Source organism: Pseudoalteromonas sp. 31A1, from assembly GCF_011378815.1.
Classification (GTDB): domain Bacteria; phylum Pseudomonadota; class Gammaproteobacteria; order Enterobacterales; family Alteromonadaceae; genus Pseudoalteromonas; species Pseudoalteromonas arctica.
On sequence record NZ_WTKY01000017.1, the window covers coordinates 13,691 to 36,660 of the forward strand.

Sequence of the window (22,970 nt, forward strand, 5' to 3'; positions counted from 1 at the left end):
TGCCTTTTTTGTATTTTGTTTGGCAGGTCAACGTGAAACAGTTGCTTTAAAAGGTATAAAAAATGAAAAAAACACTCATTATTGGCGCTAATGGCCAGATTGGTAAAATAGTGGTTGAGTTGCTTCACAATCAGGATCGCCCAGTTGTCGCAATGGTTCGTAGCAAACAAAAAGCTGAGAAGTTAGAAAATATGGGTGTAGAGGCTGTTGTTGGCGATCTTGAAACTGATTTTGAACACGCTTTTAAGGACTGCGATAAAGTAGTATTTAGTGCAGGTTCTGGCGGTAATACAGGCGACGATAAAACACTTCTAATAGATTTATGGGCAGCAAAAAAAGCAGTTGATTATTCTTTAAAGGAAGGTATACAACATTTTGTAATGGTAAGTGGTTTAGGCGCACAAGACCCTGACGAATTTGAATCAGAAATAAAACCCTATTTGGTGGCAAAGTATTTTGCCGATCAGTACCTATTATCCAGTGGCCTAAATTACACCATTCTTAGACCGGGACTCCTTACTAATGATAAAGGCAACGGGCTCATAACAACCACGCGTTCGACTTCTACGAATGATTTATTCATTAGCAGAGAAGATGTCGCTAAATCAATAGAGTATTACATTAATCGTGACGAAGTCAGTAACCAGATATTTGAACTTTATCATGGTAATGAAGTAATTAGCTCGGCATTAACCGCTAGCAATTAATTTATAACCAACGATTCGCTAACCACTATAAAATAATATATTAGCGAAAGAAGCTATTAATATTAGAGTTTTAAATAATATGCAAAACTACCTTCAAGAAATAGAAACAATCACTTCTAAAGCAGGTGAAACCGTTCCTTTACAAAGAAAAGCTTTTGAAAGAGGTTTTTCTTTTAAACACATGTCTTTTTATGAACAACTAGCGATATGGAGTTATATCTGGACGAACACCAAAGTGTATAGAGCTGAAATGTTTTGTTTGTATTTCTTGGAGGAGCATATTAAAAACAAAGATGAAATGCTGGCCGCTTGGCCAACGATTAAATTATGGCAAGACAAAATTAATCGATGGGAAACAAGCGATGGCATTTCAAAAATATATGCTCAATTAGTAGAATATGATGCAGCATTAATTTTGCCAACGTATAAAAAATGGAATACGTCTACAAACCCATGGCATAGAAGACAAAGCATAGTGGGTTTACTTTATTACAGCGCTCATAGAAAACACTATTTACCTTTTCAAGTACTTATAGATTTGGTAGCACCTTTAATTTCTGACCACGCTTATTATGTTGAAAAAGGAGTGGGTTGGACACTTAGAGAAATAGGAAATATATACCCTAAAGAGCAGGAAGAATTTCTATTTGAAAACGCAACTAAAATATGTGCTTATGGATATAGTGCAGGTACAGAAAAATGGGATAAAACAAAACGGGAAAAACTGAAGCAAATTAGAAAAGCAGCAAGAGTTTTAAATCGCAAAAATTCAATTTAAACATTTAAAAAGGAATAAATATGTCAAACAACAAACCAATATCAGCAGCGTTTCCTTTTGAATCTAAATTTCAAGCTGTATTAGATTCTAAAATGCATTATGTCGATGAAGGAGACAAAAGTTCTAAAGATACTTTTTTACTCATACACGGAAACCCTACATCAAGTTATTTATGGCGAAACATCATTCCGCATGTAAGTCCGTTAGGTCGTGTAGTTGTTCCCGATCTTATTGGAATGGGTAAGTCTGACAAGCCCGATATAGACTATACATTTGAAGACCATATTACCTATTTAGATGCGTTTATTGAAAAGTTAGCCTTAAAAAATATCATTATAGTCATTCAAGATTGGGGTTCTGCTTTAGGTTTTAACTATGCCAATCAGCATAGAGAAAATATAAAAGGGATTGTTTTTTTTGAAGCTATGTCTCAAGTTTCTTATTGGAAAAATACGACTAAAGAGACAGAAACATTATTTAAAAAATTTCGTGACCCTGCAGAAGGGCATGAAATGATTGTTAAAAACAACTTCTTTATTGAGGCTATGCTACCCATGATGGCGGGCAGAGAATTAACTCAAGAAGAAATGGACCATTACCGAGCGCCTTATTTGGAAGAAAAGAGCCGTAAACCACTGCTTATGTGGCCTGGTCAAATTTCGTTTGATGGCGTCCCAAAATTTACCACTGACATTGTTAATTCATATAATGAATACCACAAAAATTCAGATGTGCCTAAGTTGTTATTTTATGCAGAGCCAGGACTAATTATTAATCGAGAATTAGGTGAGCATATCGCTGAAACGTGGAAAAATATTACTGCAGTAGATTTAGGTGAAGGAAAGCATTATCTACAAGAGTCGCATCCACACGAAATTGGTGAAGGTATTGTCGATTGGTATAAAAAAGTTATTAAATAAACACTAATTATAGGGCTAGTGGTCAAATAGAAAAAATGCTTAAGCGTTATATTGGGTAGACTACGGAACCATGAGCAGATTTATTTGACCGCTATAATTTGACACTATAATTTGACCACGACAAAGAAAGTACCGATGGCAGCTAAATTATCCACGTTTGAAGCAGTTGATGGCTCTGCTACATTATATACCGCCACCAAAAATAGCCTTAGATGCACGGCTATTAAACTGAGAACAGGTGGCGTTTTTTTATATAGTCCAGTGTTCAGGCCTCAGTGAAGAGGCTAAAGATAGCCTAATCGAATTAGGCGAAGTCCAATATCTACTCGCCCCTATACCTACCATAATGCTGGTTTGATAGAATACTCAAAAGCCTACCCCAAAAGCTCATTTAGTGGCACCTGAGAGTGCTCATGCACGCTTGACTGACAGGACAGGGCTAACGTTCAAAGAATTATCATCGCTAGCCAATGCACTACCAGAAGGACTTACCCTAGAAGAACCCAGTGGTTTGAAAAATGGTGAGGTTTGGCTTATAGAGTCAGCGCAGATTGGCTATATTTGGCATGTTGTGGATGCCTTTTCGGGCCAAAAACATACTGAAGGCCCAATATGTGACATTGTAAAAATGGTTAAAGTATTTCCTAATTTTGGTATTAAAGATCGAAAAGTCTTTGCCAGCGCGGTAATGCAACTTATTGAAATTTCACCGCCTAAAATTTTACTTCCTTGTCATGGTGCTTTAATTAAGTCACCTGATCTAGCTGATAAGCTCCGTAATTTAATACTAGAACTTGGCTAGAGAAAAACGATACTTGTGTAATTTTAAAATAGTATCATTTGAATTAAATCATAGGTCTGGCTACTCATTTAGAGATGAATTTTCAAGTCGCTTTATGCCCATTTCCGCCTTAGGAAGCTAATCCACAGTCGCTCCAAAGCGCCTAAAAAACCAAAAAATTATAGCTAATATTAATTAGCTATAATAAAGACTACTTTTCCCAAGCAAATTTTTGAAAAGGTTTATCTACTGGCGTTTTTGCAATGTGATTTACCAGAAGAAGTGCACCTAAACCCTGAACGTGAAACCGTTAAAGTAGAGAGTGCATAACGAAGTGATCGCGACAACTAGTTTGACAAACACCGCCAACAGCACACTACTTTTACCATTATGACCGCTTGTTATTCAGTTTTTAAAACCAGCCCTTTCGATTGGGCAAATATCACTAGCGCAAATAGTATTTCGGTTATCCCGCCAATAAATGCGCCAATTACAAAATTGGCATTTAATATAATACATAACATGCCAAAAAACATAAGCAAAGCACCCAAAATCCAATAGATTTTCATGCCATATAAGGTGTTAAAAATTAAATAACGAACACCAATTATCATCAGCATTATTGGATAAAACCATTCAGCTTGAAGTTTTGCTACGTAAAACGCTAAAAACAAACCAACAAATAAAATAATAGTGCTTTCTAAGGCCAATTTACCTAATGGGTTTTTAGGGTCGTGATTGCCAGAGCGTTTAAGCGCTTTTGAAAGTAATATGGCTAAAGGATGTATAAACATGCCACCAAAAAACAAAGTAAGCATACTTACTTGATTTGAATGCAGTAGTGCGACAAAGCCAGCTATACACCAAACCAAGCCAGACACTAATACGCCCGTTCCACCACCAAAATATGCGAGGTTCATATTTTGTTGCGCATCTTCAAATTTCATAGTAATTCCTTAACTTTAAAACAAGAACCTAAGGCAGCATGATCGCACTAATAATAATTACAGCTCGTTACTCGAATACACACTTAAAATAGGAAACTTATGCTCGGCAAACGAGACGGTGACTGATTGTGTTTCACTACCTTTAAAACCGAGCTTAAATTCTATTGGCGTTAATCTGCTGCCATCTGCAAACAATGCTAATAAATGTTCTTGATTGAGCTCGCGGTTGCCTGACGATAAATTAGTTAGCGTAATAACTGCCCAGCGCTCGCCTTCGTTATTGCTCATAAGAACGTAATTTAAAATTGTGAAGTCAGATTTTTTAGGCGTTATTTTGTTATCGTTTGGAAACGATAAATGAATACTGCGGGGTATAGCACGATCAACATTTAATACATTATTAAGAGTGTTTGAGGTGTTGGCAGCGACTGCCGATGAAAACACGATAAAAATCAAAACTAAGGCTTTAAACACAGTGCAACTTCCCTTTATTAAATTGTGTTTTTAAAAACAATCGTTGAAAATTTATACTCTCAGTTTTTACCTATTATGTAAACGCACAATAATCATAATTTAACGTATATTTTGAATAAGCGCACATTCAGTGAGACTACTGTAAGGTTTATACCTTGAAAAGCTCGCGTAATCATAAGGTTATTAAACAGGAGTAAACTACATGCCAACCACACCTAAAAGTCCCCAAGCGGTTAATAATGCACAATCGGCTTTATTAAACCCTGAGCACAGCATTCAAGTAAGAGGCGCACGTGTTCATAACTTAAAAGATGTGGATGTAGATCTCCCCCGTAATTCACTTGTTGTTTTTACCGGTATATCGGGCTCGGGTAAGTCATCACTAGCCTTTGGAACATTATTTGCCGAATCGCAACATCGATATCTTGATTCGGTTTCGCCTTATGCACGCAGATTAATAGATCAAGTAGATGAGCCCGATGTCGATTCAATTGAAGGGCTGCCACCTGCTGTTGCACTGCAACAACAACGGGGTGTGCCGTCGGTACGCTCATCTGTGGGCAGTGTAACCACTATTTCTAACGCGCTACGTATGTTGTACTCGCGCGCAGGTGAATACCCAAAAGGCCAAGGTATACTTTATGCCGATGCGTTTTCGCCTAATACCCCGCAAGGCGCGTGCCCAGAATGCCACGGTATTGGCCGTGTATTTAACGTAACCGAAGAACTGCTAGTGCCCGACCCCACTAAATCAATTAGAGAACGCGCAATAGCCGCGTGGCCACCAGCATGGCAAGGTAAAAACCTAAGCCGCATACTAACCTCGTTAGGTTACGATATTGATAAACCTTGGAATACTCTGCCTAAAAAAGCACGCGATTGGATTTTATTTACCGACGATACGCCTACGGTGCCGGTATTTCCTGAGTACACACTTGAGCAAACACAAGCGGCTATTAAAAATGAAGAAAGCCCAAGTTACATGGGTACATTCTCGAGCGCTAAACGTTTTGTTTTACAATCGTTTGCGAGCACTCAAAGCCCACGTACTAAAAAGCGCGTGTCGCAGTATATGCAAATATCACCCTGCCCACGGTGTAATGGCAAAAAACTGAAAAAAGAGTCGCTATCGGTTAAATTTGCTGGGCTTGATATTGGCGAAATCTCGCAGCTAACATTAAGTGAACTGGCTCAAACCCTTAGTATTGCGGCTAACAAAAAGCCTAACAACAACGCTGCTAACCCAGAAAAAGCCATAGTAGCAACGCGTATAGCCAGCGACATTCTTAAACGAGTTGAAGCACTTACCAAACTTGGCTTAGGGTATTTATCGCTTGAACGTACTACCCCATCATTATCGCCTGGTGAATTACAGCGCCTAAGGCTTGCTACGCAAATTCGCTCAAAACTGTTTGGGGTGGTTTATGTATTAGATGAACCTTCGGCAGGTTTACACCCGGCAGATACACAAGCATTATTAGCCGCGTTAGATGAGCTAATAGCAGCGGGTAACTCAGTATTTGTGGTTGAGCACGACGTAAGTGTTATTCGCCACGCCGATTGGGTGGTTGATGTAGGCCCAAATGCAGGTACTCACGGCGGTAATATTGTTTATAGCGGCCCTGTTGAAGGCTTGCAAAAAGTGACCAGCTCGCACACTAGCCAATACCTTTTTAAAAATGATGAAAAGCTTTTAAGCCAAAGTAACAAACCACAACGCAGCGCAAAAGCATGGTTAAAGCTTAGCGGTATTGAGCGTAATAATTTACAAAAACTCGATGTAGAATTTCCGCTGGGCGTTATTACAAGCGTTACGGGCGTGTCTGGCTCTGGTAAATCGAGTTTAGTAAGCCAAGCTTTAGTTGAGCTGGTATACGATGCACTTGGGCAAAAATCGCTGCCACAAATACCTACAGATGAAGCCGAATTGCTCGACCAAGAGCTCGATATAACAACCGAGGGTAAAATCACTCAAGGCATTGAGCATATAAAACGCCTTATTACGGTTGATCAAAAAGCGATTGGGCGTACACCTCGCTCTAACCTGGCAACTTACACGGGGTTATTCGATCATGTTCGTAAACTGTTTGCCAATACCAAAGAGGCTAAAGCACGTAAGTACGATGCAGGTCGTTTTTCGTTTAACGTAAAAAAAGGTCGCTGCGAAAACTGCGAAGGTGTTGGCTTTGTAAGCGTTGAGCTTTTATTTTTACCTAGTGTGTATTCGCCTTGCCCTGTGTGTAACGGTAAACGCTATAACGAAAAAACACTTGAAGTTACTTACAAGGATAAAACCATTGCCGATGTGCTTAATTTAACAGTTGAGTCGGCGCATACATTTTTTGCCGATGAACCCGCTATTTTACGTGCGCTAAATGCGTTGCTACAAGTGGGACTTGGCTACCTACGTTTAGGCCAACCTGCTACAGAACTCTCGGGCGGTGAAGCGCAGCGCATTAAACTTGCCACTGAGTTACAGCGCACACAACGCGGCGATACCCTCTATATTTTAGATGAACCAACCACAGGCCTACATCCTAAAGATGTAGCCATGTTAATGGCACAATTAAATGGGCTCGTTGATGCCGGCAACACCGTTATTATGGTTGAGCACGATATGCAAGTAGCCAGCAATAGTGATTGGGTTATTGATATAGGCCCTGGTGCAGGCGATGAAGGCGGGTTGATAGTAGCGCAAGGTAAACCTACCGATGTAGCTCAATCTAAAATAAGCCAAACAGCACCCTTTTTGAATGGCGCAATTTAGCTAAACACTAAATAACAAAAAAGAGCCAATGGCTCTTTTTTATTATTAGCTTTTTAAAAAGCGTTCTATTTTAGGTTTTACCGTAACCGACATTATCAGCATTATAGTTAAACCTATTGGTAATGCAGCTAATAGCCCTTCAGTCCATCCAGTTACAAATACACGCATATCTGCATAGCCAATATTGTTAGTAGCGGTAACAAACGCCATCACCGACTCCATTATCAACGCCATAAAAACACTAATAACTAAGTTACGTTTTAGCTCGCTACTAGGGCGTGTTTATCTTTGTGGATTGAAATTTTTTCAATCTAGGGGCGATTAAATCACGGCGCGAGGTTTGTAACCTAGTGGGCTAAGTAAAAACCGAGCAACAAAGAGTTAATAGTCCCTAGAAAGAACCCTTCGGGCAGCGCATGTTTGGTATTTATGCTGCGTTATCGCCTATTTATGGGGAATAACCACACTACATAGGCTCTGCCTTGCCTAAAAACCAAACACACTGCTGCAAATTCAACCACCAAAGGTCAATACGCCCTAAGTAATAACTTAGCAACTAGCGTATGTATTAAGGTCATCATTACAAAACCAACAGGCGCCATAACCAATACTGCACTTATAAACGAGGTAAACCAGTCGGCATAAAAATGCTCTGTAACACCCACATTCACATAGGTCATCACGCCTGTTAAGCTCCCGCCAATTAAAGTAATAACACTCATTATTACCAGTATTTTATAAATAAGAGGCGTTTTTTTAGGCTCAACTAGTGCTGGATTTACGGTTACAGGAGTACTCATTTAGGCATACCTTAGGCTTTAAATTAGATGATAAAGTCTACTATAGCGAATTAATTGACAATATCAACCATTATTTATTTTACCCAATCGCCAACCATATACCTACAAGTACCATTAAGCTGCCCGCTATTCGGTTCATCCATTTGATGTTATCGCCACGGGCTAAAAATAAACGTAGGCTTTTGCCACCTGTTGCATAGGCAAGCATACATACAAATTCGCTTACCATTATGACTAAAACAAGCACTAAAAGCTGAGGGGCTACAGCATGCTCAACACTAATAAACGGCGGCAGTAGTGAAATCATAAACGCCCACCCTTTTGGGTTAGCAATTGCGGTTACAAAACCTTGCGTAAATAACGACTTCCTACTTACGTCACTTGGTTTTGAGGTATCAACCGACATTTTGCCTTTGGCTCGCCACATGTTAACGCCAATGTAAATTAAGTACGCACCGCCTACCCACTTTAAAATGGTAAATGCATCTGGGTAATTTAACATGATGCTTGCAACGCCTAATACCGCAGCTATGGCAACGGTTGCTACACCTAACAGCTCACCTATCATCATCCATAATGTGCGGCGCACGCCAATGCTCATACCGAGTGTCATGGCGAGCGTCATACACATACCAGGGGTGATAGACACAAAAAAGAAGGTAGGAATAAAAACCGCAAGTGCTGCTACATCAATCATTAATTTACTCTTATATAAAAAGCAAAAACGCGGCTATAAGTAGCCGCGCTGTTGCTTACTTATGTTTATTACTATTGCCCAGTACTTACCACGGGTTCAGTAATGACCTCTACTGGCTCTGCTGTATCATTTAACAAATACTTATCTAACCATTGTTCTTGTTCCCACAATACATGTAATAAGCTTTTACGTGCGCGGTAACCATGCGCCTCATAAGGGAGCATTACTAAACGCACGTCTTTACCTAGCCTTTTAAGTGCAGCGTACATGCGCTCGCTTTGCATTGGGAAAGTGCCGTGAGATTGAGGGTGGAGCTTCTTGCACCTCTGTGTATGTGTAAGCATCTATTCGCCTGCACTTGTCACTGGTTCGGTAATTACTTCTACTGGCTCTGCTGTATCATTTAACAAATACTTATCTAACCACTGTTCTTGTTCCCACAACACATGTAATAAGCTTTTACGTGCGCGGTAACCATGTGCCTCGTAAGGGAGCATTACTAAACGCACGTCTTTACCTAGCCCTTTAAGTGCAGCGTACATGCGCTCACTTTGCATTGGGAAAGTGCCCGAATTAGGATCTTCCTGACCGTGGATCATTAGCATTGGCTCGTTAATTTTTTCAGCGTGAAAAAACGGCGACATATTAGCGTACACACTTTGTGCTTGCCAAAAATCACGCTCTTCTCCTTGAAAACCAAACGGCGTTAATGTGCGGTTATACGCGCCACTGCGGGCAATACCCGTTTTAAATAAATCGCTATGAGCCAACAAGTTAGCAACCATAAATGCACCGTATGAGTGCCCTGCTATGGCTATTTTATTTTTATCGGCAATACCTTTTTTAACTAATACATCAACTGCGGCTTGCGCACTTGATACTAACTGCTCTCTAAAATTATCGTTTGGCTCGCTGCCATCAATACCCACTATTGGCATTTTAGGGTCGTCAAACACGGCAATCCCTTTAGCAAGGTAAGGCATTGGGCCCCAATAGCCAATGTAGGTAAATGCATAAGGCGATTCGCGTACTTGCGATGCTACGGCTTTATCTTTGTATTCAAGTGGGTAAGCCCACATAAGTACAGGTAACGGGCCTTGTGTTTTATCGTACCCTGGTGGTAAATAAAGCGTGCCTGAAAGCTCAACACCGTCGTCGCGTTTATAACGTAATTGCTCTTTAGTTACGCCTTTAAATGCAGGGTACGGGTGAGCAAATGTAGTTAGCTGCGTTAGCGTGTCGTTGCCTAAATCGCGTATAAAAAAGTTAGGTTGCTCAGTTTTAGATTCACGAATAGTAATAAATCGCTCACCTTCGTCGTCAAGCAGTGCACGTACACGCTCATAGTATGGCGCTTTTGATTGCCATAAACGCTTGCTGCTATTTGTTTTAACATCGTATTGATCTAAAAACGGCACATTGCCTTGCTCTGATGCGCCATTACCACGCAGGTAAATATAACGCCCACCTACAATTTTAATAACGTTTGCGCCTAAATCGTTGCGCTCGTAAATTGCATTACCAGGGTCTTTATACGCATCGTTGTAACTACGCTCTGAAAATAAAACGCGGTTTCTGTCAGCATCTCGCGGTTGCACTATGTAAGTACGAACTTGGCGATCGCTAAAGCGCCAGTCTGTCAGCATGGCTACGTTTTCGTTGCCCCACTCAATACCAGAATAACGGCGTTCTACTTTGGCAAATAATTTAGGCTCGCGTTTAAAGGGTGCACGTAAGCTGTAAACATAATCATGATGCTCAACGTCGATTTTCATGTCGCCGCCATCTTGCGCCTCGGCCCAAATAACTTCAGCACCTTGATCGGCTCGCCATTCAAAGTCTCGGCGGCCAGTGCGAACACTGTCATAACCTTGCGGAATGTTATCGGCAAGTGGCTGTTTTGCCAGCTCTGCTAATGCATAGCCGCGCATGCCCCATATTTGCCATGTGCTTGCAAATCGGCTGTAAGGCACTTGATACGAAAACGGTTCATTAATACCGGCAACTAAAATATTGGTAGAATCAGGTGACACCGAAAACGATTTAAATAAAGAAGGGCTACCTATTGCTTGTGTATTGCCATCAAGCGTTACGTAAGCTAATTGCCCTTGGCCGTAATATTTAAATTGCGCTTCATCAAACGGGCTGGTTAATAAATTTTGGTAAGTACGTGCTGGTGCTTTTTCGCCGGTACTTTGTTGAATAACTGGCACTACACTTTGGCTGTTATTTTCAAGCCTAGGCTTGCCAAAATTAACAGCGAGGTTTGCAACTATGGCGCTGCTATCTGGTAGCCATTTATAAGGTGATGATGTTAATACCGAATTTAATGCAGCGCTTGAAAGCTCTTTTGCTTGTTTGGTTTCAACGCTGTAAAGCCATAAGTTGGCTTGGGTTGGTTGCTCAACAACAAAGGCTAAATATTTACTATTAGATGACCATTTAGGTGAGCGAATAATGCCATTAGGTAAGTTATTAATACTAATAACCGACCCGCTTTGAACATGCTTTAGCTCCACAGCGCTAAATTTGGCACTCACACGAGAGCGCGAAAAATTAGCGGGATTTAGCTTAATACCAGCAAGCTTAAGCTCTTCTTTTGCAAGTTCATCAAGGGTTACTACACGTTTGCGTTCAAAAAGCGCTAGCCACTGGCCATCGCTCGATAAGTAACTAGTGGGTGCTAACTTAGCGTCAACCAATGCTGCAAGTTCAGGTGATGGGGTTTGATAGCCCTGCTCGGCGTAACTTGTTGGTACTAATGCCGCACAACAAATAAAGGCAACTAACAGCCTAAAAGCGCTCATGTTTTTATCCTTTTGTTATTTTTTACTCTTATAGGCGTATATAAACACGTTTTGCTTTGTTCATAAAGTATTAAGGTAAGTTAAACACCTCTAAAAGATGACTTAATAGTGCTGATTAAGCTAAACTACAGCGCTATTTATTCACCACTGCGGTACTTAAAATACAATGCATAACAAAGCCAAATCAGTCACTATTTTTGATGTTGCAGAGCGTGCTGGTGTATCAAAATCAACCGTATCCTTGGTGCTTACCCAAAGCGATAAAGTGGGCAATAAAAGTAAACAAAAAATACTCAAAGCGATTGATGAGCTAGGATACGTTTATAACCGTGATGCTGCAGCTATGCGCTCAAAACGCTCAAATTTAGTGGCCATAGTAATAAACGATTTAACTAACCCAGCTATGGCACACCTTGCTACCAGCCTACAACTTTTGTTAAACGACAATGGCTTACAAGCCATGATTGTAAGCAGTAATAATAGTCTTGAACTACAAGCAAACGCAGTTAAAAACTTAAAAGAATACAACGCTGCTGCATTTATTATTTGCCCCGTTGCTAGTACTTGCCCCAAATGGCTTGATACGCTCAGCGCGCAACACAAAGTAATTACCGTAATGAGCGAAGTGCCTTTTAGCGCAGCTCCTTGTGTATTACCCGACTATAAAAAAGCCAGCCACGTAGCCAGTATGCATTTGCTCTCACAAGGCGTGACAAACATTGCATTTATAGGCAGTGAACTTACTTTAAGTGATTCACAAGCACTACAAAGTGGCTTTAATACCGCTTGCGCGCAGCACAGCATTACACCATTAGCACCCATTCACTGCGCAGTAAACACAGCCCTTAGCGCTAAAAATGCATTTATAGAAGCATATAAACACAACCCCACATTAAACGCTGTGGTGTGTGCAAACGATATTATTGCTCAAGGTGTTATTGCTGCTATTAACTCATTAACACATCACTGTATTAAAGTGGTGAGCTGCCACCATATTCCTAATAGCGCGGTTATAAATGATCACTTAACCACTGTGGCTATAAGTACAACTGATATAGCCAAGCGGTGCCTTTTAATACTACAAGAGCTACTACAAAATACAGCCCCGCCAGTAAAAACACTGGTAAATGTAAACTTACAAATTAGAGATTCTAGCCAATGAAAAAAGTGCTGGTAATTGGCTACGTATGGCCAGAGCCAAATTCGTCTGCTGCGGGAACGCACATGATGTCGTTATTAAATGCATTTAGAGCGCAAAACTGGGACGTTGAATTTGCAACGCCCGCGCAGCGCACCGATCACATGGTAAATCTTGACGACTTCGGTATAACCAGTCAAAGCATTGAACTAAACTGCGACAGCTTTGACGAATACGTTAAAGCCTATAATCCAGATATAGTCATGTTTGACCGTTTTATGATGGAAGAACAATTTGGCTGGCGCGTCGATAAACATTGCCCACACGCAATTAAAATTTTAGATACCGAAGATTTACAATGTCTGCGTAACGCTCGCCACGAAGCGTTTAAAGGTGAGCGTGAGTTTACAACCAGCGATTTACACTCAGACATAGCAAAACGCGAAATTGCCGCTATTTTACGCTGCGACCTGAGCTTAATTATTTCAAGTTATGAAATGAGCCTGCTAAACAGCGTATTTAAAATAGAGCCAAGCCTATTACACCATTTACCGTTTATGGTTGATTTAAGCTCACTGCCTACAAGTACAAAAACGTTTGAGCAGCGCCAGCACTTTATGACCATAGGTAACTTTAGACACGCGCCAAACTGGGATGCTGTACTTTACCTACAAAAAATATGGCCACTTATTCGCAAGCAGCTACCAAAAGCAGAACTACATATTTATGGCTCTTACCCACCACCAAAAGCCACGGCACTAAATAACCCTAAAACAGGGTTTTTAATAAAAGGTTGGGCCGATAATGCGTTTGATGTAATGCAAAGCGCACGCGTATGTTTAGCACCACTGCGTTTTGGTGCAGGCATTAAAGGTAAATTGCTTGAAGCCATGATTATGCAAACACCCAGCGTTACCACCAATATTGGCGCAGAAGGCATGCATAACGATTTATCATGGCCGGGTAAAATAGCCAACACCGCCGATGACTTTGCCAATGCTGCCATTGAAATGTACACCAATCAAAGTGACTTTGAACAAGCGCAGCAAGATGGCAACACGCTCCTTAATACGCTGTACGATAAAGCACAATTGAGCGCAGCTTTAATTCAAAAAGTCGATTCAATAAGTAGTGATTTAAACGCTCATCGCGAAAAAAACTTCACAGGCCAAATGCTCAAACATCATACAATGCGCAGCACTCAATACATGTCGCAATGGATAGCCGAAAAAAATAAAAAATTAGATTAAAAATGACTAGACACACACCAATTAGTGTTTAAAATCGCGCCCATCGAACGTGGGCACTTTTAGCTGTATTGTCTATATTTTTAGCTTAGTTATCGCAATATTTGGTCCAAAAAGATTTGAAAACTGCAACCTTTACAGAAAAACGCAAATTTATCGTTAAATTGGGTAAAATGCTTCACAAGTATGGTACGCCTGCTTACCGCCTAGAAGCCCACCTAATGGAAGTGGCTACATACTTAGGACTTAAATCGTCGTTTGTTATGTCGCCAACCTCTGTAACGTTTGTTATTTGGACCGATGGCCACGAAGACGAGTACACCCACGTTGCACGTGTAGACCCTGGCGATCACGATTTAGGCTCACTTGCCGACACCGACGACCTTGTAAACCAAATGCTTGACGACAAGCTAAGTTTACAAGAAGTTGATGCGCAACTAGACGCTATTTTTGTAATGCCAAACCCATACAATAAACTTGTTACGGGCGTTGCGTTTGCAACTTCTGGTGGTGCGTTTGCAATGTTAATGGGTACTAGCTGGACTGATGTTATTTGGTCATCGCTACTTACTTTAGTTGTTTATGTGTTTGTGCTTTGGTCTGGGCGCTCAAAACGCGTAGCACATATGCTTGAGCCATTAGTGGCCATAATATCAGCCATACTTGCCTGTGCAGTAAGTGTGTATATAACACCTGAGATAAATATACGCTTGGTGGTACTTTCGGCCATTATTGTGTTTATACCCGGTTTAGCACTTGCGCTTGGTTTAGCTGAGCTGGCAGCACGGCATTTAGTGTCAGGTACTGCGCGAGTCATGGACTCGTTTATGCTGCTCTTTAAATTGTATTTTGGCGGTTTTATTGGCATAGGTATTGGCTTTGCACTTTTTGGGCAAGCCGATTTTGTACAACCTGAGCCATTACCAAAGTGGACCGCATGGCTGGCTATATTTTTACTTTGTAGCAGCCTAATCGTTATTTTTAGAACCAAACTTAAACACGCAGTTTGGTCTATTGCATCAGGCTTTATAGCGTACGGCACCAGTATTGGCTCGGCTATGTACCTTGATTACACGTTAGGTACGTTTGTAGGTGCTTTATCGGTGGGTATATTTAGTAACTTGTTTAACCGCGTTGCTAATGCGCCCGCCTCTATTGTGGCTATGCAAGGCTTAATAGTATTAGTACCGGGTAGTAAAACCTATATTGGCTTAAACTCACTTATTGAAGGCCAAGACTTTGTATATGCAGAGCACATAGGCCAACAAACGTTTTTAATATTTATGTCGCTTGTTGCAGGACTAATATTTGCAAACGTAGCTCTTCCGCCTAAAAAGAGTTTGTAAATTATACTGAGCACTCGCTTTACTTTGATTGAGTAAAGCGAGTAAATCGTTAAGCTAAAAACAACTGCCAAGTAGCAATTTATACCAATGCTAAGTGTTTTAGCTCATTACATTGCACTTGAGTCAAACTCAAAAACCTCATAGTGATTCCAACGTAAAAACAGTTCACCGCTTTCAAGATACAGATTTATGTCATCACTTGATGGATAGCAAAAATCATCCCAGTGATCACAAAAAACTAGCCAAGGTAGGGTTAATGCTGTTTCTTGATCCCAGCAAATTGTTATTGTTTGCGAATCATTTACTAAGCCCTTTAACCATTGCCGTGTTAATTCACTTCCTTCTGTGGAGTCGAATCTTTTTGCGCCAACCGGAAAGTTAATGGGTGTGGTGGCAATTAATGCTCTTGCTTGCTCTTCACTCAACGGAATAAGTTTGTTTAATGTATCTTTAGAAAAATCACCATGGGATGCGCTAATCCATCGCCATGCTAAAGAAAAGTCTTCAATTTTAATCAACGCTTTATACCTACTTTTACAAACACTTAATTGACTCTACAACACTATTACAACGCTCTAAATACCCTATTAATTCTGGGCCTTCGGCGGAGTCAGAGCAATTGCCTATTATAAGGCCTGCAACTTTACCTGCGGGTTCTATTTCTACGTCCATGAATGATGCAAACATAGCGTTGTTTTTGGTTTCAGTCCACGTAAAGTGGTAGTGAGTATTATGTGTACTAAGAAATTTACGATCTGGTTTATTAAACTTACTGGTTGTTGCTGTCAGCAAAGTATTTTTGTTCTTAACGGTAATTTCTGCGCCGCTTATAGCCCAAGATAATGGCCATTCTCTTGCAATTTCGGTAGAAACCTCACATTCGCCAAGTGAATTAACCTTATCTAAATCAGAAATTATATTTGCGTATTCACTGGTGCGTAAACTGCTTTGCTGAGCTTGAATAAGCCATAAAACAGCCAGCGACAGTAAAACCGATTTCCATTTCATTATTGCTCCGTTCCTTCTATGAAGTAGAGGTATTTTATGCGTATTTTTATTAATTTAATGATAAACAATATATGATTTTCTATTTTGGTTCAATTACTTACAAACAGCAGCCTTAGCTTATTAATAATAAAAGATGATAGTGAGGGTTATTACTTGGCACTTCCCTATCGAGATAAAACCCTCAATAGGGAAGTAACCTAATTAGCGTGACCAATTAGTTTTGGCAAGCTCTATAATTTCGTTTCCTTTGCCGTTTATTAGCGCCTTCATCATGTACACACTAAAGCCTTTTGCTTGCTCTAATTTGATTTGCGGCGGCATTGAAAGCTCTTGTTTTGCAGTATCGACTTCTAAAACAACAGGTCCTGAATGATTCATCATCTCGCTCATTGCCGCTGGCAGTTTTTCAGGGTCATCTACATGAATCCCTTTTAAACCACAAGCCTCTGCAATTTTAGCAAAGCTTGGGTTTTCTAAATCAGTATCGCTTGATAAAAACCCACTGGCTTTCATTTCTAATGCAACAAAACTAAGTGAGCGATTATTATAAACAACAATCTTTATTGGTAAATTAAGCTGTTTAAGCGAGATTAAATCGCCCATTAACATCGAAAAGCCACCATCGCCACACATTGCAATTACTTGGCGATCTCTATCTACAGATTGAACGCCCATTGCCTGCGACATGGCATTTGCCATAGAGCCATGATTAAACGAGCCAATTAAGCGGCGCTTACCATTCATTGATAAATAACGCGCAGCCCACACTGTTGGCGTACCTACATCGCAAGTAAAAACAGTATCGTCAGCCGCTTGCTCGTTGAGTAAACGTGTTAGGTATTGCGGGTGAATTAAATTTTGCGAGGTTTTGCCACTGGCAAGTTCATCGAGATCTTGTCGAGATTCTTTGTAGTGTTTAACACTCTTTTGTAAGTGTGAACTTGTGCGTTCACCTTTAATATAATCAAGCAGTGTGGTCACTGAATTTTTGGTATCCCCTAGCACGCCACAGTCAATTTGTACGTGTCGCCCGAGTGATGCAGGCTGATTATCAATTTGCAATATGGTGGTATTTTCGGGATAAAACGCACGATAAGGAAAGCTCGTACCAATCATAAGTAACGTATCGGCTTCTTGCATTGCATGATAGCCCGACGCAAAGCCAATAAATCCAGTCATACCAACATCATAAGGGTTATCGTATTCAATAAACTCTTTACCACGCATAGCATGCACAATTGGCGCTTGTAATTTTTCGGCTAGCGCAACAATTTCGTCGTGGGCATCCTTACAACCAGCACCACACAATAAGGTTACTTTTTTACTTTTATTAAGATGAGTCGCCATTGCTTCAATATCAGATAAAGCGGGGGTATACGTTGCTGGTTTTGGCACGTTCCATTTTGGCTTGATAGCTTTAGGCATATCTTTTAATGCAATGTCGCCAGGTAGCACAAGTACACTCACGCCTTTGTTTAATATTGCTTGTCGCATTGCGGTTTCTAGCAGGTACGGCATTTGCTCGGGGCTCGAAACCATTTCACAATACACACTGCATTCTTTAAATAATTCTTGCGGATGGGTTTCTTGAAAATAACTACTGCCAATTTCAGATGAAGGAATGTGTGCGGCAATAGCTAATACCGGTACATTATTACGCTGACAATCAAATAAGCCGTTAATTAAATGAAGATTACCTGGCCCGCAAGAACCCGCACACACCGCAAGCTCGCCTGATAAATGCGCTTCGCCGCCAGCTGCAAATGCTGCTACTTCTTCATGACGTGTGCCTAGCCATTCAATTGTTCCCATTTTTCGCAGGCTTTCACTAATGCCGTTAAGTGAATCGCCAGTTACTCCCCAAATGCGCTTTACGCCCGCTTGTTCGAGGGTTTTAGTAATAAAACTTGCGATACTTTGACTCATAATATAGAACTCCTAAATATTAAGTTATTCTGTAAATTGATTTTTTGCCTCTGCTCTATCAAGTAAGTCATCGTTTCGAAATGCGCTCAATTATTGAGAATCGATAAGCTTAGGTATTTTGATAATGATAGATATATTACTACTGAGACTTTACTAACAAACGATACTCCTAGGTTTACTGCCCCCCATACTGATACATAAAACATGAATGTCCGCTTTAAAGTGTTTATGAATATGCGGGTGCGAGATTTTTAGTGGCTTAACTATGAATATGTTATTATGCGCTCAATTATTTTACTGAATGCTTTTCTCTTACTTCTATGTCAAATTCTGCTTTGTGCTTTACATTATTTTCTCAAAATATTGATTCTCTCGCGCTTCCTGAAAAGTTTACTTTCCCTTTTTATTACGAGCCGCAACCTTTAGCTGTAGCAGCCACAAAACAATTACAGCAACAACTTGAAACGTTAACGCATTTAAAAGCAGAAAATGCAGGTAAAATGTTTGGGGTTTTAGTGGTGCAAAATGCTAAGCAACAATTAGGCTTTTTAAGTGCTTATTCGGGCCAAATTGAAGGTGATAAAGGTAATATTAGCTTTGTGCCGCCTGTTTCTAGCATGCAGCTGCAAGACGATAGCTATTTGGCTCAAAGTAAAATAATTAACGATATTAATGCTCAAATTGAGCAGTTAGAAAATAGTGAACAACTGCATGAAGTTAATAGCAAACTTGATGATGCAACACAGAGTTACCAGCAAGCACTATTAGCCCAACAGGCAGTAATGCAAGCCGGTCGCCAGCAACGAAAAATACAACGTACCGAAGGCGAATTAGAGCTTAGCGAAAGTGATTTTGAGCAGTTAAAAAATAAGCTTGCAGGGCAAAGTATCGTAGAAAAAAAGCAACTGCTGGCACTTAAAGCCTATTGGCAAAATATAATCGAGTCACTGCAGCAAACACACATCAATATTTCTGATGAAATTGCTCATTTAAAAAAGCGCCGTAAAACGCTTTCTAAAAGCTTACAAAAAAAGTTGTTTGCGCAGTACAAATTTTTAAATGCAAATGGTGAAACTACAGACTTAAATGCCATATTTGCAGCATTACCTGAGCACACTCCTCCTTCGGGGGCTGGCGATTGTGCAGCGCCTAAATTATTACAATACGCCTATAAACATGACTTAAAGCCACTTGCTATGGCTGAATTTTGGTGGGGAGCTGCGCCAAAATCAGCAATTAGGCAGCATAAAAACTACTACCCTTCTTGTTATAGTAAATGCCAACCAATACTTGGGCACATGCTAAAGGGTTTAGATGTTGAAGATAACCCGCTACTTATCAACCCAGCTCAGGGTAAAGATCTAAGTATTGTTTATAAAGATGACGATTTACTTGTGGTAAATAAGCCCGCTGAGTTTTTATCTGTGCCTGGCGTTAATATTGATGACTCAGTTTATATGCGAATCAAAACGCAGTTTCCAGAGTCATCAGGCCCGCTAATTGTACACAGATTAGATATGTCGACTTCTGGGTTATTGATGATTGCACTTAATAAACGCGTGCACAAAGCACTGCAAAAGCAATTTATTGAACGCACCATAGATAAACGTTATGTCGCATTAGTTAATGGTAACGTAGCTGAGGATAGCGGAGTAATTGATTTACCCTTAGTGCTCGACTTTGATGATAAACCGCGCCAAATGGTGTGTTACACACACGGTAAGCCATCACTTACTACCTGGCAGGTTTTAGAGCGTAACAACAATATTACCCGATTACAGTTATACCCTAAAACAGGGCGAACTCATCAATTAAGAGTCCATTGTGCGCACAGCTTAGGTTTAAACATGCCAATTATAGGCGACACACATTACGGGCAAAAAGCCGATAGATTACATTTACATGCAGAATACTTAGCATTTACTCACCCAATTACGGATAAACGATTAGAGTTTGAAGTAGCCGCAGATTTTTAATAAAAACACATAGCTACAACCACTATATTATGCAATGTATTGGTTTTTATTAATTAAATTGATATCGTTTATGGTCTTTCTATTCAATGATGAGTATAAAAAAACGGTACAAACCCAAGTTTATTAAGTAATGTTAATAAGTACTTCAATAATAAAAATAAGTCAGCAAAGGATTAACATGACTAACAATACACAAATAAAGGTTTTAGGTAATACTTTGTGGGCTAAGTATATTGTTCTCATTTTATTTTTACTTTTAAGTAAGCTTTCCTCAGCTAACGGCGACTCATTAAGTGCAACTTTACACGCACTAGACTTTGACACGACTCAAGTCCTGATCAATAACATAAAACTAAATGAATTAGACTATCTTCAAAATGAAGACAAGCTCACTCAAGCGTTTAAAATAAGCAAAGAGCAAAATTGGAAAAAACTTCATCTAGAAGCGGCCGCTTTGTATGCGGAGTTACTTTTTAGACAAGAAAAATACGAAGCGTTAAACACACACTTATCCTATTACTTAAAGAACAAAGAGTTACCAAATCAAAAAAGTGTATATTTATTATTTCTCGAATCACAACTCAAGTCTCTAGCAAGGGAGGCGAACCCAACTCCAGCACACACGCTAGCCACCAAATTAGAAGAGAGCTTGCAACAGCATTCAACTAAAGAAAAAATCATTATTTTACGAGCACTTGCTTACTATTACACCGATACAGATGCATTGAAAAAGACCCTAAATGTTGCACTAGAGGGGCTAGAATTAGCATTAAAAGATGACGATTCAGCATCTCAAGGGTACTTTTTTAGAAAAATAGCCGATGCATATAATTATCTAAACGAAAAAGACAAAGCCATATATTATGCAAAAAAAGCGGTTGCGGCCTATGAGCAAACACAAGATGGGCTTTTTACTGCAAAAGCATACTGGAGCTTAGGCAATGTATTGCTTGAAGTAGAAAAACCTAAAGATGCCTTAATATACCTAGATAAAGCATTGCTCTATTTTAAAAAAGTTAATATGCAAAAAGGCTTAACCTTTGCTCAGTACTCAATTGCCAATATTGAGTACTTACAAGCAAACTACGATAAAGCTTTAACTTTAACTAAAGAAAACATTGAGCTTGCTCGTTCTGCAGGTGTATACGACATGCAACTCGCATCGCTCATTTTGTTAGCTGACATATATATAAAACAAGATTTAATCGAGAGAGCAAATGAAGCAAACGATGAGGTGTTTTTAAAATTAGATAAATTCAGCCGCAGTATTTATAAAGCCGATTTTTTAAGTAAACGCTATGAGCTAAAGCGACGCCTTAACTACACTGACGAGGCTTTTGAAGCAATTGAACAAAAGCTCCTTTATACAAAAAAACACTACGAAGCAACTAGTGAAAATAATATAAAAACACTACAGGTGCAGTTTGAAGTAAAAGAAAAAGAAGAAAAAATACAGCAACTAGAGTACGCAAAAGACATTAGTGAACTACAAGCTAAAGAAGAGTACCAACAAAAAATAATTTGGCGACTCAGCGCTGCTATTGCATTTATTTTAGTGATTGCTTCATTATTTTTATTTTATCGGCAAGCCCGACAACGTCAAAAATATTACGATATTTCATTAACAGATTATCTAACAAATTGCCCTAATCGCAGAGGAATAATGCGCGCAGCAGAAGCAAAGCTTGGTGAAGGTAAAATGACGATAGCAATTGTTGACTTAGACTACTTTAAAAAAGTTAACGACCATTTTGGTCACGATGTTGGAGATTTAGTTCTTATTGCCTTTGCAAAAGCTGCAAAAGAAACACTATGTAATGATCATCAGTTTGGTCGTTACGGCGGCGAAGAATGGTTATTTGCACTAAATACGGTTGATGAACGAATAATTCGCGATATATTTGACCAGCTCGCCATTAGCTTCGCCAAGCATTGCAGTAATATAGAAGACTTTCCTAGTGATACAAAAATCACCTTTAGTGCAGGGGCCTCTGTAAGTGGCCCTTTAAAAAGCACACTAGATGTTCTTATTAAACATGCAGATAAATTACTTTATAAAGCAAAAGAAAACGGAAGAAACCAAGTCGTTGTTGATTAAATAAACACAGCTAAAAGTATTGGCTCATTTACTTGACTAAAGCCCATCTAAGATCATTTTTTTGATGGTCTTTGCTTTTACAAAATGATCTAATTTATGGGTGTGTATCCACCAAGTAGCAGCTTCCATAAGTAGCGCTGGGTCGTCGTTTTTATTAGCAAAAAATGCATAAAAAGAAAGCCCTACATTTTCGCCTTTAACTGCTATTTTTTTATCGCATACGGTAATTATTTTTGCTCTTAGTTCTTCCCTCATACATACCTTTAATCATATTAATGCTGTATTACTGAAACACGCTATTTAAAACGCTAACGATTAGCTGCAAAAGGCTTCTATCAACCAAGCCATGATTCTCAAGCTCTTTATTAGGCGTATTTACTTTTGCAGCTTTGCATTCATTATCTAATGTCTCATTTTTACGTGTATCGGTTTCGTATGCAATATCTGCTTGTTCCATACATTTTGCCGAGCCTGCGTAAGGCTGTGCCGCACAAGCGCTTAGTAATAAAAAAAGTGGAATTGCTATCAATAATTGCTTCATAACCAATCCTAT

General features: G+C 39.7%; 22 protein-coding genes. 10 read left to right on the top strand and 12 right to left on the bottom strand.

Features of this window, described 5'->3' with window-relative positions:
• Positions 1-62 precede the first annotated feature (62 nt).
• The 4 genes from GQR52_RS14985 to GQR52_RS15000 all read left to right on the top strand — a co-directional run bounded on the left by GQR52_RS14985 (position 63) and on the right by GQR52_RS15000 (position 3,207).
• On the top strand, positions 63-707 hold the full coding sequence (locus GQR52_RS14985) for an SDR family oxidoreductase (protein ID WP_165728951.1): 645 nt from the start codon (positions 63-65) through the stop codon (positions 705-707).
• Positions 708-786: 79 nt separating this feature from the next.
• Positions 787-1,485: a DNA alkylation repair protein gene (locus tag GQR52_RS14990; RefSeq protein WP_165728952.1), complete on the top strand. Its 699-nt coding sequence runs from the start codon at positions 787-789 to the stop codon at positions 1,483-1,485.
• Positions 1,486-1,505: 20 nt separating this feature from the next.
• On the top strand, positions 1,506-2,405 hold the full coding sequence (locus GQR52_RS14995; RefSeq protein WP_165728953.1) for a haloalkane dehalogenase: 900 nt from the start codon (positions 1,506-1,508) through the stop codon (positions 2,403-2,405).
• 394 nt (positions 2,406-2,799) lie between these two features.
• Positions 2,800-3,207, top strand: a complete 408-nt coding sequence (locus GQR52_RS15000) for a hypothetical protein (RefSeq protein WP_165728954.1) — start codon at positions 2,800-2,802, stop codon at positions 3,205-3,207.
• A 380-nt stretch (positions 3,208-3,587) separates the two neighbouring features.
• Here GQR52_RS15000 and GQR52_RS15005 read toward each other — a convergent pair whose 3' ends face one another.
• Both GQR52_RS15005 and GQR52_RS15010 read right to left on the bottom strand, forming a co-directional pair.
• Positions 3,588-4,133 carry a hypothetical protein gene (locus GQR52_RS15005; protein WP_165728955.1) on the bottom strand — a complete coding sequence of 182 codons (546 nt, stop codon included), beginning with the start codon at positions 4,131-4,133 and terminating at the stop codon, positions 3,588-3,590.
• Positions 4,134-4,190: 57 nt separating this feature from the next.
• The gene (locus GQR52_RS15010) at positions 4,191-4,607 is read right to left on the bottom strand and encodes a hypothetical protein (protein WP_165728956.1); all 417 of its coding nucleotides are present in this window, start codon (positions 4,605-4,607) and stop codon (positions 4,191-4,193) included.
• Positions 4,608-4,809: 202 nt separating this feature from the next.
• Between GQR52_RS15010 and uvrA the strand changes: the two genes are divergently transcribed.
• Positions 4,810-7,374, top strand: coding sequence for an excinuclease ABC subunit UvrA (gene uvrA / locus GQR52_RS15015; protein WP_165728957.1), 2,565 nt, complete (start codon positions 4,810-4,812; stop codon positions 7,372-7,374).
• Between the two features lie 45 nt (positions 7,375-7,419).
• Here uvrA and GQR52_RS15020 read toward each other — a convergent pair whose 3' ends face one another.
• The 5 genes from GQR52_RS15020 to GQR52_RS15040 form a co-directional block, all read right to left on the bottom strand.
• Positions 7,420-7,608, bottom strand: a complete 189-nt coding sequence (locus GQR52_RS15020; protein WP_231609700.1) for a DUF2798 domain-containing protein — start codon at positions 7,606-7,608, stop codon at positions 7,420-7,422.
• 293 nt (positions 7,609-7,901) lie between these two features.
• Positions 7,902-8,174, bottom strand: a complete 273-nt coding sequence (locus GQR52_RS15025) for a DUF2798 domain-containing protein (protein ID WP_240914483.1) — start codon at positions 8,172-8,174, stop codon at positions 7,902-7,904.
• 79 nt (positions 8,175-8,253) lie between these two features.
• A complete protein-coding gene (locus GQR52_RS15030) occupies positions 8,254-8,871 on the bottom strand; it encodes a LysE family translocator (protein ID WP_165728958.1) in 618 nt (205 codons plus the stop codon).
• A gap of 71 nt (positions 8,872-8,942) precedes the next feature.
• A complete protein-coding gene (locus GQR52_RS15035; protein WP_165728959.1) occupies positions 8,943-9,215 on the bottom strand; it encodes a prolyl oligopeptidase family serine peptidase in 273 nt (90 codons plus the stop codon).
• Positions 9,216-11,678 carry a prolyl oligopeptidase family serine peptidase gene (locus GQR52_RS15040; protein ID WP_165728960.1) on the bottom strand — a complete coding sequence of 821 codons (2,463 nt, stop codon included), beginning with the start codon at positions 11,676-11,678 and terminating at the stop codon, positions 9,216-9,218.
• 166 nt (positions 11,679-11,844) lie between these two features.
• On the opposite strand from GQR52_RS15040, the gene GQR52_RS15045 reads away from it, so the two are divergent.
• From GQR52_RS15045 to GQR52_RS15055, 3 genes are all read left to right on the top strand, one after another.
• Positions 11,845-12,840: a LacI family DNA-binding transcriptional regulator gene (locus GQR52_RS15045; protein ID WP_010553649.1), complete on the top strand. Its 996-nt coding sequence runs from the start codon at positions 11,845-11,847 to the stop codon at positions 12,838-12,840.
• Complete coding sequence (locus tag GQR52_RS15050; RefSeq protein ID WP_165728961.1) at positions 12,837-14,066, top strand: glycosyltransferase; 1,230 nt, start codon at positions 12,837-12,839, stop codon at positions 14,064-14,066. The genes GQR52_RS15045 and GQR52_RS15050 overlap by 4 nt, the downstream gene beginning before the upstream one ends.
• A 116-nt stretch (positions 14,067-14,182) precedes the next feature.
• Complete coding sequence (locus tag GQR52_RS15055; protein WP_010553647.1) at positions 14,183-15,409, top strand: threonine/serine exporter family protein; 1,227 nt, start codon at positions 14,183-14,185, stop codon at positions 15,407-15,409.
• Positions 15,410-15,516: 107 nt separating this feature from the next.
• Here the strand turns inward: GQR52_RS15055 and GQR52_RS15060 are convergent, their stop codons facing one another.
• The 3 genes from GQR52_RS15060 to poxB all read right to left on the bottom strand — a co-directional run bounded on the left by GQR52_RS15060 (position 15,517) and on the right by poxB (position 18,343).
• Positions 15,517-15,927 carry a hypothetical protein gene (locus tag GQR52_RS15060; protein ID WP_165728962.1) on the bottom strand — a complete coding sequence of 137 codons (411 nt, stop codon included), beginning with the start codon at positions 15,925-15,927 and terminating at the stop codon, positions 15,517-15,519.
• A gap of 16 nt (positions 15,928-15,943) precedes the next feature.
• The gene (locus tag GQR52_RS15065; RefSeq protein WP_165728963.1) at positions 15,944-16,417 is read right to left on the bottom strand and encodes a hypothetical protein; all 474 of its coding nucleotides are present in this window, start codon (positions 16,415-16,417) and stop codon (positions 15,944-15,946) included.
• 201 nt (positions 16,418-16,618) lie between these two features.
• Positions 16,619-18,343 carry a ubiquinone-dependent pyruvate dehydrogenase gene (gene poxB, locus GQR52_RS15070; protein WP_165728964.1) on the bottom strand — a complete coding sequence of 575 codons (1,725 nt, stop codon included), beginning with the start codon at positions 18,341-18,343 and terminating at the stop codon, positions 16,619-16,621.
• Between the two features lie 320 nt (positions 18,344-18,663).
• On the opposite strand from poxB, the gene GQR52_RS15075 reads away from it, so the two are divergent.
• Positions 18,664-20,319, top strand: coding sequence for an RluA family pseudouridine synthase (locus tag GQR52_RS15075; protein WP_165728965.1), 1,656 nt, complete (start codon positions 18,664-18,666; stop codon positions 20,317-20,319).
• A gap of 178 nt (positions 20,320-20,497) precedes the next feature.
• Positions 20,498-22,417 (top strand): GGDEF domain-containing protein, encoded by a 1,920-nt coding sequence (locus GQR52_RS15080; RefSeq protein WP_165728966.1) that lies wholly within the window; start codon positions 20,498-20,500, stop codon positions 22,415-22,417.
• 36 nt (positions 22,418-22,453) lie between these two features.
• Here the strand turns inward: GQR52_RS15080 and GQR52_RS15085 are convergent, their stop codons facing one another.
• A complete protein-coding gene (locus GQR52_RS15085) occupies positions 22,454-22,672 on the bottom strand; it encodes a DUF6500 family protein (protein WP_165728967.1) in 219 nt (72 codons plus the stop codon).
• A 28-nt stretch (positions 22,673-22,700) separates the two neighbouring features.
• Complete coding sequence (locus tag GQR52_RS15090; protein ID WP_165728968.1) at positions 22,701-22,958, bottom strand: hypothetical protein; 258 nt, start codon at positions 22,956-22,958, stop codon at positions 22,701-22,703.
• Positions 22,959-22,970 lie beyond the last annotated feature (12 nt).

Bases quoted from the DNA above. Each gene is read 5' to 3' on its own strand.
- GQR52_RS15045 (WP_010553649.1), top strand. From the start codon at position 11,845: ATGCATAACAAAGCCAAATCAGTCACTATTTTTGATGTTGCAGAGCGT.
- GQR52_RS14995 (WP_165728953.1), top strand. From the start codon at position 1,506: ATGTCAAACAACAAACCAATATCAGCAGCGTTTCCTTTTGAATCTAAA.
- GQR52_RS15025 (WP_240914483.1), bottom strand. From the start codon at position 8,174: ATGAGTACTCCTGTAACCGTAAATCCAGCACTAGTTGAGCCTAAAAAA.
- GQR52_RS15075 (WP_165728965.1), top strand. From the start codon at position 18,664: ATGTCAAATTCTGCTTTGTGCTTTACATTATTTTCTCAAAATATTGAT.
- GQR52_RS15085 (WP_165728967.1), bottom strand. From the start codon at position 22,672: ATGAGGGAAGAACTAAGAGCAAAAATAATTACCGTATGCGATAAAAAA.
- GQR52_RS15030 (WP_165728958.1), bottom strand. From the start codon at position 8,871: ATGATTGATGTAGCAGCACTTGCGGTTTTTATTCCTACCTTCTTTTTT.
- GQR52_RS15065 (WP_165728963.1), bottom strand. From the start codon at position 16,417: ATGAAATGGAAATCGGTTTTACTGTCGCTGGCTGTTTTATGGCTTATT.
- GQR52_RS15090 (WP_165728968.1), bottom strand. From the start codon at position 22,958: ATGAAGCAATTATTGATAGCAATTCCACTTTTTTTATTACTAAGCGCT.
- GQR52_RS15080 (WP_165728966.1), top strand. From the start codon at position 20,498: ATGACTAACAATACACAAATAAAGGTTTTAGGTAATACTTTGTGGGCT.
- GQR52_RS15040 (WP_165728960.1), bottom strand. From the start codon at position 11,678: ATGAGCGCTTTTAGGCTGTTAGTTGCCTTTATTTGTTGTGCGGCATTA.
- GQR52_RS14985 (WP_165728951.1), top strand. From the start codon at position 63: ATGAAAAAAACACTCATTATTGGCGCTAATGGCCAGATTGGTAAAATA.
- GQR52_RS15020 (WP_231609700.1), bottom strand. From the start codon at position 7,608: ATGGCGTTGATAATGGAGTCGGTGATGGCGTTTGTTACCGCTACTAAC.
- GQR52_RS15005 (WP_165728955.1), bottom strand. From the start codon at position 4,133: ATGAAATTTGAAGATGCGCAACAAAATATGAACCTCGCATATTTTGGT.
- GQR52_RS14990 (WP_165728952.1), top strand. From the start codon at position 787: ATGCAAAACTACCTTCAAGAAATAGAAACAATCACTTCTAAAGCAGGT.
- poxB (WP_165728964.1), bottom strand. From the start codon at position 18,343: ATGAGTCAAAGTATCGCAAGTTTTATTACTAAAACCCTCGAACAAGCG.
- uvrA (WP_165728957.1), top strand. From the start codon at position 4,810: ATGCCAACCACACCTAAAAGTCCCCAAGCGGTTAATAATGCACAATCG.
- GQR52_RS15050 (WP_165728961.1), top strand. From the start codon at position 12,837: ATGAAAAAAGTGCTGGTAATTGGCTACGTATGGCCAGAGCCAAATTCG.
- GQR52_RS15035 (WP_165728959.1), bottom strand. From the start codon at position 9,215: ATGCTTACACATACACAGAGGTGCAAGAAGCTCCACCCTCAATCTCAC.